Annotated in this window: 11 protein-coding genes; 9 read left to right on the top strand and 2 right to left on the bottom strand. The window is 40.1% G+C overall.

All coding sequences use genetic code 11. The annotated features are described in order from the left end of the window. The first annotated feature begins 30 nt into the window (after positions 1-30). The 4 genes from BP861_RS15995 (at position 31) to BP861_RS06425 (ending at position 6527) form a co-directional block, all read left to right on the top strand. Positions 31-333 (top strand): phosphoadenosine phosphosulfate reductase family protein, encoded by a 303-nt coding sequence (locus BP861_RS15995; protein ID WP_349681006.1) that lies wholly within the window; start codon positions 31-33, stop codon positions 331-333. Positions 334-536: 203 nt separating this feature from the next. Next, positions 537-1643, top strand: coding sequence for an AI-2E family transporter (locus BP861_RS06415; RefSeq protein WP_292373650.1), 1107 nt, complete (start codon positions 537-539; stop codon positions 1641-1643). Between the two features lie 315 nt (positions 1644-1958). Next, positions 1959-3866, top strand: coding sequence for a threonine--tRNA ligase (locus BP861_RS06420; RefSeq protein ID WP_292373652.1), 1908 nt, complete (start codon positions 1959-1961; stop codon positions 3864-3866). Positions 3867-4340: 474 nt separating this feature from the next. After that, entirely contained in the window at positions 4341-6527 is a 2187-nt protein-coding gene (locus BP861_RS06425; RefSeq protein ID WP_292373653.1) for a DEAD/DEAH box helicase, read from the top strand. A gap of 93 nt (positions 6528-6620) precedes the next feature. On the opposite strand, the gene BP861_RS06430 is transcribed toward BP861_RS06425, so the two are convergent. Beyond that, positions 6621-7814, bottom strand: a complete 1194-nt coding sequence (locus BP861_RS06430) for a right-handed parallel beta-helix repeat-containing protein (protein WP_292373654.1) — start codon at positions 7812-7814, stop codon at positions 6621-6623. Positions 7815-8378: 564 nt separating this feature from the next. Beyond that, positions 8379-8909, bottom strand: a complete 531-nt coding sequence (locus tag BP861_RS06435; RefSeq protein WP_292373655.1) for a RimK/LysX family protein — start codon at positions 8907-8909, stop codon at positions 8379-8381. Positions 8910-9365: 456 nt separating this feature from the next. Here BP861_RS06435 and BP861_RS06440 point away from each other — a divergent pair, with 456 nt between their 5' ends. The 5 genes from BP861_RS06440 (at position 9366) to BP861_RS06460 (ending at position 14641) form a co-directional block, all read left to right on the top strand. Then, positions 9366-10022 carry a TetR/AcrR family transcriptional regulator gene (locus BP861_RS06440; RefSeq protein WP_292373657.1) on the top strand — a complete coding sequence of 219 codons (657 nt, stop codon included), beginning with the start codon at positions 9366-9368 and terminating at the stop codon, positions 10020-10022. A 205-nt stretch (positions 10023-10227) separates the two neighbouring features. Further along, a complete protein-coding gene (locus BP861_RS06445; protein WP_292373659.1) occupies positions 10228-10950 on the top strand; it encodes an alpha/beta fold hydrolase in 723 nt (240 codons plus the stop codon). A gap of 189 nt (positions 10951-11139) precedes the next feature. Continuing rightward, positions 11140-11814, top strand: coding sequence for a TetR/AcrR family transcriptional regulator (locus tag BP861_RS06450; protein WP_292373661.1), 675 nt, complete (start codon positions 11140-11142; stop codon positions 11812-11814). A gap of 299 nt (positions 11815-12113) precedes the next feature. Next, on the top strand, positions 12114-13565 hold the full coding sequence (locus BP861_RS06455) for a hypothetical protein (RefSeq protein ID WP_292373663.1): 1452 nt from the start codon (positions 12114-12116) through the stop codon (positions 13563-13565). A 356-nt stretch (positions 13566-13921) separates the two neighbouring features. Continuing rightward, positions 13922-14641 carry an alpha/beta hydrolase gene (locus tag BP861_RS06460; protein WP_292373665.1) on the top strand — a complete coding sequence of 240 codons (720 nt, stop codon included), beginning with the start codon at positions 13922-13924 and terminating at the stop codon, positions 14639-14641. The last annotated feature ends 21 nt before the right edge of the window (positions 14642-14662 follow it).

Below are 14662 nucleotides of genomic sequence, written 5' to 3' on the forward strand. Positions count from 1 at the left end.
AGGAACGAATATCGAAACCTGCCTGTCTATGTGTTTTTCAGCGGCGGAAAAAACAGCCTTGTAGTGCTTGATCTTGCCCGCACTTCCCTTAAGCAAAGGGAACTCAAAGCTTTCTTCTTGAATACCGAGATTGAGTTTCCGAAAACTGTCGAATTTGTACGAAACTGCGAGATCTGTGTAAAAGCCTGCCCGGTCGGCGCAGCCTCTCTCAATGGAAAAAATCCGCATGTAAGCGAGGCCTGCATCAGATGTGGAAAATGTACAGAGTCCTGTGTGGTAACCCGATGTTTTGATAAACTTGTACCTGACCTGAATCAAAGGTCAAAGGTGTGATTGATCAAAAGTCTGGACTTTTTATCTCTATGATATTTTTAAATAGTTCCTAATTATATTTAGATATTGCATTTTCTAATTGAATTTAGATCTTGTACTTATATTATTTTCCGCATATATTTGATTTAAACCTGTTAATTTGACTTAAACCTATTAAATCGACTTAAAACCGCTATTATCTACCTATCCAAACGGAAATAAAAATGAGATCGAGCCAAACCCCTGATGGAGTAAGCCAGATCATCGCCAGCCGCTGGAAAATCGGAGCGGCCCTGGCAGTAGCGCTGCTTCTGTACTTTTCGCTTCTAATTCTGCTGCCGCTAGCAGACGGAATCGTACTGGGCTTAGTCTTTGCTTACATTGCCAGGCCTATCCGAATAAAATTCAAAAAACACAGAAAAATCGGAGCTCTTACTGCCAGTCTTTGCATATTCATCCCTATAGTATTCATTATCGGGGCAGGCATTATTGAAATAATTAACCAGGTCTCTTGGGTTATTGAAAACCAGACGGCAGTTGCGGCAGCAATTCTGAATTTCATAAATTCTCTAAACATTCCAGAAAAAATTATAGAACGAATTAATTCCACTATATGGGATCTTTTTACCTCGCTACTCCCTGTAGTAGGCAGTGTAGGACTTCTTTCATATGCCCAGAGCATCGGACTCTTTTTTATAAATTTTATAATCTCAATAATTTTCTGTTATTTTATACTCGCTGATGGGGATCGGCTTTACCTGGCTTTTCTTGGCGTGATACCAAAAGAGTACAAAGGAGTTGTGAACCGTTATGCACTTCACCTAGATATGATCCTTAAAGGAATTTTCATAGGCAACGCCTACTCTGCCTTGATAGTAAGCGTAACCTCGGTTTTAGTTTTCTATGCTTTTGGGCTTCCCCATGTGCTTGCACTTTCAACCCTTATCTTCATGGCTTCGATAATTCCTCTTTTTGCCGGGTACATGGTGCTGGCACCTCTGGCTTTAATGCGGTACCTTGAATCCGGGTTTGAAAGTGCAGCCCTTTTCTTTATAGTATCCTCCCTCATTATCTATGGCCCTCCAGAACTGATTCTTAGGCCATACCTGACCAGCCTGAAATCCCATATTCACCCGATGCTGCTTATGCTTGCCTTCCTGGGCGGAGCTTTTGTCGGAGGGATTGCAGGTTTTTTTGCAGCTCCTATTCTCCTAGGTGCTCTGGTTGCGGCTTACAGAGTTTATCAGGAACATACGCATTCCGAACTTGCCGAGACCTGCGCAGACCTCAAGAACCTGGGACACTCACATAAGGCTGGCTTGGAAAAGTAATTTCCGAAATCAGCTTAGAAAGTGAGCTAAAAAACATTGGAGGTCGTGGAGCACTTCCAGGATATGCTCAAAAATATCAATCGAAAGGGATTATTTTATATCATTGAAGGATATTAGGACTGTCATATATTCTTCTTTACTCCTTTAACCAAGATCTACTTACTGTACAGACCGCAGTCTGTCATAAATCAATTATTTGATTCAACCAAAATAACTCGGACAAAATTCTAAACCGAAGCTAATTCGGGAAAAATTCAACCGAAAAATAATTCGGAATAATTTCCACGCCGAAGCTAATCGAAAACAGGTGATAGAATGCAGTTATTGCTCATTCACTCTGATTATATTGAATACGAAACCAAAAAACAAACTCCAGTTGCTGAAAAAATTGAAGAGTCCTTAAAGTCCGGCAGACTTGAGGAAGCACTTACCGCTTTTATGGCTGTTGAAAGTGTAGACGAGGCAAATCCTGAGGAAACAATAGAAAAGACTGTTTCCGAAATCGAAAAGGTAGCTGCCCAGGTCAAAACCAACCGTGTAATGCTCTACCCTTACGCTCACTTAAGTTCTGACCTTTCTTCTCCGAAAGTTGCAGTACAGGTACTGAAAGGAATAGAAACTGCACTCTCAGGTAAGTATGAGGTAAAACGTGCTCCTTTCGGGTGGTATAAGGCTTTTAATATCAGCTGTAAAGGGCATCCGCTTTCCGAACTCTCAAGGAGCATACGCCCTGAAGAGAGTACAAAGGCAGCAGGAAAAGTTGAAGCGTCCGGGGAAAAAGAAGAGGTTGTCTCCGAAGCCCTTAAAGCCGAAGGTACTGCAAAGTCTTACTGGCGCATCCTTACCACTGATGGAGAACTTCACGAAGTTGAGAATTTCGACCTTACACCTTACCCCAAACTTCAGAAGTTTGTAAATTATGAAATTTCCAAGAGCAGGGCTGTTGAACGTGCTCCTCCTCATGTGGAGCTTATGCGGAGACTTGAGCTTGCGGATTACGAGCCAGGGTCGGACTCCGGAAATATGCGGTATTACCCTAAAGGGAGACTTGTAAAATCCCTCCTTGAAAATTACGTGCTTGATGTCGCAACCGATTTCGGGGCAATGGAAGTTGAAACCCCTATCATGTATGACATGAACCATCCTACTCTGAAGAAATATCTAGATAGGTTCCCTGCAAGGCAGTATTCTATCGAATCCGACAAGCGGCAGATGTTCCTGCGTTTTGCAGCCTGTTTCGGGCAGTTCCTTATGAACCACGACATGACGATTTCCTACAGGAACCTGCCTCTTCGGATGATCGAAATGACCCGCTACAGTTTCAGGAAGGAACAGCGGGGAGAGCTTGTAGGTTTAAGAAGACTTCGGGCTTTTACCATGCCTGACATGCACACCCTCTGCGCGGATATGGATCAGGCTGTGGATCAGTTCAAACAGCAGTACGACCTCTGTATCAATGTACTTGAAAATATGGGAATTTATGTTAAAGATTATGAGGTTGCCATACGTTTTACCAAGGACTTTTATGAGTCGAATAAAGAACTTATAGTCAATATGGCAAAAACCGTTGATAAACCCGTGCTTGTGGAGATGTGGGACACCCGTTTCTTCTACTTCGTGCTCAAGTTCGAGTTTAACTTCGTAGATGCCCTTGCAAAGGCAAGCGCACTTTCCACGGTCCAAATTGATGTGGAAAACGCCGAAAGATATGATATTTCTTATGTAAGTGCTGACGGCAAACTGGAACGGCCTACAGTGCTTCACTGCTCTCCGAGCGGGGCAATCGAACGCTGTATTTACGCCCTTCTCGAAAAAGCTGCAATGGAGACCGAAGAAGGAAAGGTTCCAATGCTTCCAGTATGGCTTTCTCCTACCCAGGTCAGAATTGTGCCGATCTCAGAAAAACACTTTGCTTTTGCCGAAGAGGTTTCACAGAAACTGGACTGCAGGGTTGATATCGATGACCGCGATTTGTCAATAGGAAAGAAAGTCAGGGAAGCAGGCAGAGAATGGGTCCCTTACGTCGTGGTCATTGGAGATAAAGAAGTTGAAGATGGCACTATTAATGTAACTGTAAGGGAGGAATCCGGACAGGATAAACCTAAAAAAGTTCAAATTACTCCTGAAGAACTTAATGCACGGATAAGAGGTGAGATAGCAGGAAAACCGTACAAGAAACTGCCGCTTGCAAAATACCTTTCTGTAAGACCCAAGTTCTTCTAAACATTTTCAAAGCTTCTGAACTCTTTCAAGTATATTTTTCGGAGGCTGCCAGAAGAAGCAAAATTCCTTATTTACTTCTTCTTTCTGGCTTTTTGGCATAACATATATATTAGCGTAATTCTTATTATTGAAAAAGGATTCTTTTTAAATGAAAGCAGTTCCAGAGTTATTCTTTTCAACTTCTAGACGAAAGCTCATGACTTAAGTTTTCTGAAATAAAATTTTTATTCGTTAAATAAAATTTTTATTAGTTATTTGTAAGTTATGGGGAGTTAGTTCTTATCAGGTTTATTGTGCACGCAGCATTTTCTGTTGCGTGGCTATACCAGTTTTCCAGAAACCTCTTTGCAAGACATTTTCTGGTTTTAGGCAGATATGAATAAGTTTCTACAGTGTAAAGGATTTCTGCATTTAATAAAAAGTTTCTACAATATAAAAAAATTCTACCGTGAAAAGTGTAAGGACAGCGTACTGATGACAGATTTAAATGAAACCGCAGTCGGTATGGAAACCGTCGAGCTTGAGCCATTGAGAGAAGACAAAAAGAAAATATTTAAGGATATTCTGAAATATTTTGAAACCAATCAAAGAGGCTATATCAAGGTTCCTACAGGCTGGGGTAAAACTTTTCTTTCGAAACATATAATGAAAAAGTACTACGACGAAGGAAAACTTGTACTTTTCCTTGTCTCGAAAAACAATCCTCTTCTTAGCCAGACCTATTATGACAGGAAGATAAATAAGCCCCTTTTTCCCAACAGCGCGCTTCTCTCATCCGAGAGTAAGGTGGACCGAAAAGGACTTGCTGAAACTTTGAAAGTTTTCGGGCAGGGAAAGGATAAAGGTTTTGTGCTTTTTGCCTCGCTTCAGACCATACTTGGAAAGCAAAGCTCTGAGATCAAAGACCTGATTCTTGAACTTGCTGACCTTGCAATCGTGGATGAAATTCATAATTTCATCAACAATAAAGGAAATGATTTCCTTAATGAACTAGGGGAAAGGACAAAAATCCTAGGAATGACTGCAACTCCATTCCAGGGGGTTGTTGGAAATGTCAAGTTCGTGGATGAAATTGCAGGGGATATGAGGGAGGTTTACGCAAAAACTCTTCCTGAGTGCATTCTGGACGAAGAACTTGCTCCTCTTAAGTATACGATTGCCGAGAGTTCGGAGGATATCTTCGAAATCTTTGATTTTGAAAAAGGGCTTGACGAGCTTGATAAACAGGATCTTTTCCTTGACTGCAGCACTCCCGACAAGTTGAAAAAGGTGGTTCGTAGAACCCAGCTTGCAAAAGACGTGTACGATTCTATGATAAAAAAGAAAAACTCAAAAACGCTTGTGTTTTGCGCCCCTGTGCGGAAGCGTGTCTATGGCGTAGGGGCTGACGGTGAGGAAATTAATGCTTTCCATGCAAAACTTACTTCCTCGGTTTTCAATGGGGAAGTCTCAATCCAGGAATCCGAAAAGAACTCCGAGCCTATCCTGCCCGTAAATTTTGAGAATTATACCCCTGAAGGTGAGTTAAGAGATACGGTTTTTATAAGTTCAGAGCTGCCCAAAAATGAACAAAATGCTATTCTTGCAGCTTTCAGGGAGATAGGAAAACCCCCCTATGTGCTGTGTACCGTAGGCATGCTGATTGAAGGGTTTGATTTTCCTGGACTTGAAGCCCTCGTTTTGCTGCGCCCCACTCTTAGTATGCGGCTCTTTGAACAACAGGTCGGAAGGGTGACGAGGCTTTCTTCTATCTCAGGAAAGCAACAGGGCAATATTTTTGAGATTTCAGATAGTATTGACTCTCTCTACCAGCGTTTTGGGGAAGGAGTTTTTTCCGGGGAAAAAGTTGACCAGGTGCAGATGCTCCAGCCTGAGATCCGCCTTGAAGAACTTTTTTCAGAAGGCGATGCAGCTCGGGCAATCGAAGAAGGAAAGATCGAGATTAAGAAAGTGGAACTTGGACCTCAAGGAAAAGGGAAAAGAAAAAGAGCTCAGATTAGGGAAATCCCGGTAAGGCTTCCTCCAACTTCCATTCGAGCAAAATATTTCTCGCGCCTGCTCGCGCTGACAGAGGAAAAGGACGTCGGAGCTTTTGAGAGGGAAAAGCGTGAGCTCATGCGGGCTACCCTGAGATTCCGAGTCAGAGAACTCAGGGACGCAGAAGAGCTTGCAGAGCTCGCAGGTAATATAAATAAGCTCAAGTGCGAAGCCTATGAAGACCGCAGGTTGGGGGACGTTTCAAGGCAGCACAAACCAAAGGTTTTCGGGGAAGTCGAATGGCTGCTGAAACTTCAAGCCCTGAATTCCCTTAAGTACAACGGCGGACACCTTTCGATGCCCGAGAAAAACCGGATCTTAAAAACTCTGGGTTTTGAGCCAGACACCCGGAAGATAGACAGTCTCAGACTTAAATGCCTAAAATTGGGTTCAGCCCAGAAAACAATTCCTGAGCTTGTGAAGGTGCTTGGGTTCGTAAGCCGCCTCTCATCTTCGGAAACCTACCAGTTCATCGACAAAAAGAAGAAAGAGCAGTGGAAACGGGAATTTCTGCCTGCGGTTTACTGGGGTTTCTGCTTCATCGATGATTCTCCTGAATTGAAAGAACTTTTTGAGTCTACGGAATGGGACAGGCGGGTCAAAAATATTATCAGGCAAAAATAATTTTGTAAAAAAGAATTTTGGGAGAAAATCTTACTATTCTCCCATTTTATATACTTATTTTTGATATTTTATAATTATGAGCAACTCAGTACATTATTTTACTCTGAATACACCAGTTCCTTTTCCATGATAAGTATACAGTTCGCCTTCGATTGTATTATTTCTACTGCCGGGGGTGTAAAACACTTTAATTTCTTTATTCATATCTGCAGTTTCTTTATTCAAACCTACAGTGTTGCCTTTAAATATATTATTTTGAGAATTCCCAAGTGTGATTGAAAACGTGTATGGATGTAATTCAATAGTATTGTTCAGGAATTTGTTATCATTCGAATTCTGAAGGCTAATACTGAAATAGTTATGTGAAACTCTGTTTTTGCTTAGCTCATTATCTGAAGAATTGGTTAGGTCTACACCCTTCCAGCTATTTGATATATAATTACTTATTAGTTTATTACTGTTGGAATTTTCAAGATTAATCCCATTTATATCAACCTTTAGCTCGTTATTGGACATGTTATTACTTGTTAACCAGTTATTGTTTGAATTTTTGAGACACACAGCATACTCATTGTTTGAGTTTGCAACATTGAAATCTAATTCATTTTCAGTGGAATCTTCCATATAAATACCGCAATGTGAGCTGTTATTTGCTTCATTATTTTCTAATGTATTCCTACTAGAGTTGCTCAGGTAAATTCCAAATGCATTCCGAAACGCTGTATTATTTCTAATTATGATATCACTGGAACTTTTCAGGAAGGCTCCATATTTATTATAAACCAATGTATTTCCAGTTATATTCCCATTAGATCCCGTATAATAAATACCGGCTTTGCCCTGTGATCCCGTAATATTGAATCCATTAATTGTTACGTTGTTCGCAGTTATGTGGAATACATCATTTTTCGGATCTGCAGCCTGAATCACGGTATCCGCAGGTTTACCTTGTTTCGATAATATAGATAAAGGCTTATCTACAACCAAATTTTCCTTATATAACCCTGGGTAAACCAAAACCGTGCCATAAGAATTAATGTTGTTTATCTTTTGTTGTATTGAATCTCCAGGGTAAACAATAACAGTATCATCAGAACTAGTATTGCTGACTTTCTTTTGTATTAAATCTCCAGAGTTCACGTTGGCATTAGTTGAGTTATTACTAAGATTGCCAGGGATATTGTCGGGATATTTTCCACTGTTTTCTGAATAGATAATAAATATTGTTGAAATGGCAAAAACAAACAATAAGAAAGCTATTTTTGCATTTATTTTCGTGAGAGGCATATCCATTTCTTCCTATAAAATTATAGTTTAATTAAGGTCTCACTTGTATTGCTGTTGCCAAATCTCAATTTCCATAAAGATAGTAATGTTCTACTTTTTTCCAGGTATTATGTCATCATAATATGTTAGCTTCAGCGATAATATCCACAATAAGCAACGATACAATTTCCATAAGTTTAATTTTGACTATATAGCAGCTTCCAACCCATTATTTACTATATTCAAGCTCTGCAGAACTTCGCATAATCTCTACCCTTTATAATTATTTAATCTTTTAAAAATTTTACATGTTAACTCTCAAAAATGCAGAACAAGCTATTACTCTGAATCAAACCTAATTCTCTTGACTCTGGAAAACGTATTTCAATTAACAGGAAATATAAGCACCCTTACCAGCTTGTCTGGCGGCCCTTCGTAAAACAAGAATTCAGATAACCGGGACTGACTATTATCTATCCCCATTGCGATTTATAATAACAAGGATTTTTAATACAACTTGAGAAAAAGATTCAACCACGTGAGTCATATACTTTTAACATCTGCTTGATCTTCTTCTAGAGATTTTTATTGTTCTTTAACGTATTCAAAAATCCATATAGGAATTCCTTTTACCTCTCCCTTTTCAAGATGCTCCAGCTCATGAGCTGCACTATATGCCGGGGTACCTTTCAGTTGTATATGTTTTTTCTTTAATTCCCTGACTGTTATTTTCTTGAGGCTTGGGTTTACCTCTGCAAATATGATCTTTTTCGCTTGCAGGGTTATAAAGTAGGGCCTTTCAACAAGTTCTCTTTCTTCTTTTGTCCCGCACTTTTCCAGTCTGGAGACCAACCCTTCTTCTTTTACGACCTTAGGATCGACAAAGAAGTATATCTTTTCCAGAGTATAGCCAATCTTATTCTCATCATCATAAAAAGTGATGACATCCTTTACTGCGATGCTTTTTGTTTCTTCAGAGGCATAACTCCATGAGCCTCCTGATTTCAGTGAAAGCAGAAAAGGAAGAAACAGCTCTTCTTCGATTCCAAAACTGGAGATCATATTCTTTTCCAAAGCTGAAAACTTGAAGATAGTCCTAATTTCTTCAGCGTCCATATTCGCGTCCCCTTCTTAAGAGTTTAAATATCAAAGTTTATTTAATTTTTCTTAATCAAAAAACGCACATGATATTCTTCGAATAACAGGCACAATAAATAAAAGTACTTGAAAGCACTTTCATCCAAAGAGAATTCAAGTTTTGGATACACTGACTTCTAAACCCACATCCGCTTATATGTAGCTGATAACTCTGTTCATATAGTATTCATTTTTTGCATGATTTTTCATCATGCTATTTTCTATTAAATGGTGTTTTTCCTGCTTTACTGCACAGTATCAGCGGAGTCTTTTAATAGCATTCAGTAACCTATGATCCTCTCCAAGCGTGAATAAGTATTGTATGGACAGGAATATTCAGTTTAAGTACAAGTAATCAACATAAAACGGAATCCTTATATTGATTTACATTATTTCATATAATGACTGATGGTCATATTATGGATATCGGTCACAATGGTGAAGATGATGGCAACCGCTGACAGAAAGGAACGAGAAAAAGAACAAAGGAAGAATGCTATTATCGATGCCGCTGAAAAGCTATTTTTTTCCAGGGGCTTCGACAACGTGTCCATGGAAGAGCTCGCAAAAGAAGTGGAACTTGGCAAAGGCACTCTTTATCTTTACTTTAAGAATAAGGATGCACTGTTCTTTGCCATCATTTTACGCAAAATAGATGAGCTGCATGAGATTTTCCGGGAGTGCGCAGACCTGAAGTTATCTGGTCGGGAAAAATCAAAATTGATGGGAAAAAGGTACTTTGAATTCGTCCACGAAAACAAGGAATACTATCAGATGGTTTGCACCAACGGGCCGAAGCTATTTAGGAAACTGGAGAATGAAGAGCTGCATATTTTTATGGAGCACATGAAAGAAGACCTTCTCCTGCACCATGGAGTGTTTAGAGAAGGTATGGCTGATGGGACAGTAAGGAATGATATTGACCCATTGGAACTTGCTTTTTTCATGGCCCTTATGTCCAATAGCATTGTCTGCCTCGACCCCGGTTGGAAAACAGTACTCGAAGCCGAAGGAATCAGCTACCATCAGTTTGTAAAAGATTTTCTTCTCTTTATCGGCAACGCTATTGAAAAACGCCCGGATGCAGATTAAACGGGCCTAGACGACAGCGTCATCGAGAAACAATAATTCGATTAGCACCGGGAACACGAAAAAGAGACGGATATTGCACCTGTATCGGGATAGCGGATGCTATTGAAAGTGTAATCAAAATGTGATCGGGAATGAAAGAGTGATCAATAATAAAAAATGATAGAGGTGGGAAGTTATGCCGACAATAAAAGTCAATGACATAAACATGTACTACGAGATCCACGGCAAGGGTGAGCCGCTGGTATTGATCCAGGGACTGGGATTTGAAATCTCCTCGATAACTCAGGGGAAGGGGAAGTCCGATTATCTGGATAAATATGCTCAAAAATACAGGGTGATTGTCTTCGATACCCGGGGTTCGGGAAGAACAGACAAACCGGATATCCCTTATTCTATTGAGATGATGGCAGAGGATACAATTGATCTTTTAGACTTATTGGGAATAAAACGGGCTCACTTCATTGCCTCTTCCATGGGTTCGTGCATAGCCCTGGCGCTTGCTGCCAAATACCCTGAGCGTGTCAAGAGTCTGGTACTACATGTGGCATTCCACAGGGTTCCGTTTCCGAGAAATGTGATCTGGGGCCTCATGTGGAGAATACCCGGAGGCAAAAAGCAGATGAGGAAGGGTGCAGACTTTCTTTTCAAACAGCAGTACCCACCAACGCCCGAATCATTCGCCCGGCAAGGCTTAGCACCCCTGAATTTCGACGGTAGAAAATTATTGGGCCAGATCGAAGCACCCACTCTCATTGTAAACGGCACAAAGGACCAGGCTGTTTCTATGAAGATCACTCGAGAGCTGGCTGGAGGAATTCCCAGTGCAAAGCTTGTCCTGGTTGAAGGAGACCATCTGTTCATATCACAGGATCTAAATTTGCTTCTCAAACCTGCTCTTGAATTTTTAGCTGAAGTCGATGCTTCTTGATATTAACGAAAAACAAAAACTCCGAAAATAAATGTACAGAACATTGGAATTAAAGTATTCTTTTTTAATTTTTTATATTTTGGGCGAGTGCCAGACAATTAAACGATAATCTTTATATAGTTTATTTGACCATGAGTTTAATATTGACTTAAAGTCGAAAATCGACTAAAAGTTAAAAATTGACTCACAGTGGAAATACAAGGAAAGATTATGGTAGTCACAGGCAGGCAACAACGAAAAAAAGAGAAACGACGCAATGAAATCTTAGACGCAGCCGAGAGGCTGTTCTATTCAAAGGGATATGATAAAGTATCTATGGATGAAATAGCACAGGAAGTTGAACTGAGTAAAGGTGCACTTTACTTCTATTTCAAAAGTAAGGATTCACTTTTTTTTGCCATCATCTCCCGAAAATGGACGGACTTTGTTGAAGCTATGATCGAAAAGATGAGCTACGGGAAAACAGGCTTCGAAAAAATTCAGATAATGATCCAGTGGTTTATCGAATATTCACAGGAAAATCCAGGATATAACGACATGGCTACTACTTTCGGTCCCCAGCTCTTTCAGAGAATTGATCCAGAAAATGCGCGAACAATGATGGAACTCTCTATGAAATATATGCCTCTTGTGCACTATGCTGTAAGGGAGGGAATTGAAGATGGATCTATTAGAAATGACCTGGACCCCATATTGCTTGGGATGTACATCCAGATGATTAGTTTGAATGTTGTCGCCCCTGATCCTTCCATTAAAAACAGTTTTAAAGCACAGGGAATAAGCTACGATACATATGTCAAGATGCTGCCAAAATTCCTCTGTCCAGCAATTTCTCGGTCGCCGGAAAAAAAGTGTGATAATTAAGACTGAAATTTTCAGCAATAAACACTGAGTCATTGATTACGGGATCACAGAAAATTCCATGATGCGATTATTGAAACAACAATCAGAATAGCGAATGCTATCAATAAAAAATAATCAAAGTTTTATTCAACAATAAACTGCTTTACAATGTCCATAGCTAACCGAAGCCGAACAGTTCGGTTAGAAGGAAGAGCCAGAGTTGCCTTCACAAGACAAAATTAGCTCACTTTTCTGGACATTGCATATTCCACTAAAAAGTGTGTAATTCGACAGGTATTGAAAGTGAAGGTGATGTAATAATGCAGAATGAATGTGCGAAAAATAGTGCAGGAATTCCTGGATGTGTACGCCAGGTAACCAATCTTGAACGTGCTTTTCTATTTACTCCAGGGTGCAATGTATCAATTGTTGCACGGATCGCCGGAAATGTATCAGAACATGAGCTACTCCGTGCTATGGATACGGTTCGCAGAATACATCCACTCGTCGGAGCTAAAATCGTATTCGATGAACGACACAATGCCTGGTTTTCTAATAATAATGTTCCTGCTCTTCCATTGAAAGTTACAAAAATGACTTCGGATACTCAATGGTTTGAAGAAATTCAATACGAACAAAGGGTCCCGTTTGAGCTGGAAAAAGGTCCGTTGATTCGGTTCATATTGTTGCATTCCCCTGAAATATCAGATCTTATAGTCATGTGCAATCACAGCATTTGTGATGGGATGGCACTGGCAAATCTGGTCCGTGACATTTTAATCTATTATGCTGACCCTGAACGCAGGATCACTGTACTCAATCCCCCTGACATAATGAAATTAATTCCAAAGAAAAGTGGTTTTTCCCTCTCTGCAATTCTTACTCAGCTTTTTGTGTACAATGCTAACAGGAAGTGGAAAAAAAGTCCACACTACTTTTTCCAGGCAGATTATGCTGCTATCACCAGAGCTTATTGGGAAAAAATGAAGTGTGGCGCTGTGTTAATTGAGCTTGATACCCAGGAGTCACAGATTTTTCTAGAGAAATGCAGAAAAGAAGGAGTTACAGTAGGGTCGGCAGTGACTGCAGCATTTATTGCAGCACATAATGATATATTAGGTCCATTTACCGAAAACTTCAAGCTGGTTTCTGTCCCCTTCGACCTGAGAAGATATGCAACTACATCGGTTGGCGACGTATTTTGCCTTTGTGTCGGAGCTCCGCGCTTCTCCTACACCTATGATGTGAAAAAAACCTTCAGGGAGAACGCTGCTGTTTTGCATCAGGAGGTACACAAACGTGTGGAAAAACTGGACTCGACAGGCCTGGAAATCCCAGGATTTGAACCGTCTTTCATTGACGCTTTTGCCAGTTTTGGGCCAATATTTAAAGCTATTCCTGAAGCGTATTCCCAGACAGACAACCTGTCACGTTTTGCTCAGGATAGAAAAAATGTGGCATTTTCGTTTACACACAATAACAAGAACATGACTCCCGGGACAATTCCTTCAAATTTAGGACAACTGAATCTACAAACTACATACGGAAATCTACAGCTAGATCGCATGGTCTTTTTGCCGGCAATCAGTGAAATTGTTCCGTTGATCCTCGGAGGGATCGGGGCTGGTGGAAGAATTGTGTTTTCGCTTACTTTTGCCGAACCAATAAGAAATAACAGTTCTTCCCGAGAGCAGGATATGATCCGGATACGGAATCGGGCGCTTGAGTACATTGGTTTCCCGGAAAAAGTGAGTGAAAGAGCGATTGAGTAATATATATGCAAAAAAAACGTTTCCATGGTCGAAGTGAGTAAGGGTTAGCTATTAGATTGTTCCTGTTCGTCTGAAGGCGATCCGATGTTAAAAACGAAGGCGATCTGATGTTAAAGACAGCTTAATTACACAAAATTGTCTGAAAAATCGTCCACATTCCACAAACAGAGAGATAAAGAAAAGTAAATAATTGTTGCTAGTAATAAATCTACTCTTAATGGGATTTGATATAATAGTTCATATTATAAATCTACGAATTTATGTGCGATGTTACACTTACTTTTATCACCAGATCTTGGAACTGAGTCGAATGAATGTGAATAAAATTTATTTTTTGCTCGTAGATAAGTGAGAAAATGGAGAAAAGACATTTTTATATCTTAAATAATAAAATTCGTATTCCTGCCATCCTATGGGGAAAGCAGAGTGAAAAGCTGTTGATTGAAGTTCATGGCAACCTTTCTAATAAAGAGGATACCGTAATTTCCATGATGGCACAAAAGGCCGTTGAAAAAGGTTACCAGGCATTAAGTTTTGACCTGCCTATGCACGGTGAACGTGTAAATGAGGAATATGCCTGTATTCCAGAAAATTGTGTAAGTGATCTGACGGCTGTTTATGAATTTGCAAAGTCGCTTGCATCTGACATTCATTTGTTTGCGTGCAGCATGGGAGTTTATTTCAGTCTGCTTGCCTATCACGATCTTAACATAAAACAAAGTTTATTTCTCTCGCCCGTCGTCAATATGGAACGTATCATATACAATATGATGGAAGGCTTCCAGGTAAGTGAAGGAAGACTAAAAGCAGAGCATGAGATCCGGTTGCCGATTGGACAGACACTGGAATGGAACTATTATTGCTATGTGAAAGAAAACCCGATTTGTTTTGAATGGAAAGCACCTACTTCCATTTTATACGGTTCTGACGATAATCTGTCTGAATGGGACGAGATTTCAGCATTTGCAGCAAGGTATCAAGCAGCAGTTAAAGTTCTCGAGCATGGGGAGCATTACTTCCATACGGAAGAGCAATTGAAGGTATTTGATAGATGGGCAGATGAAAATCTGCTGTAAAATAGCGTAGAAAATTAGCAA

The sequence above is a fragment of the Methanosarcina sp. UBA411 genome (assembly GCF_002495725.1).
Lineage (GTDB): Archaea > Halobacteriota > Methanosarcinia > Methanosarcinales > Methanosarcinaceae > Methanosarcina.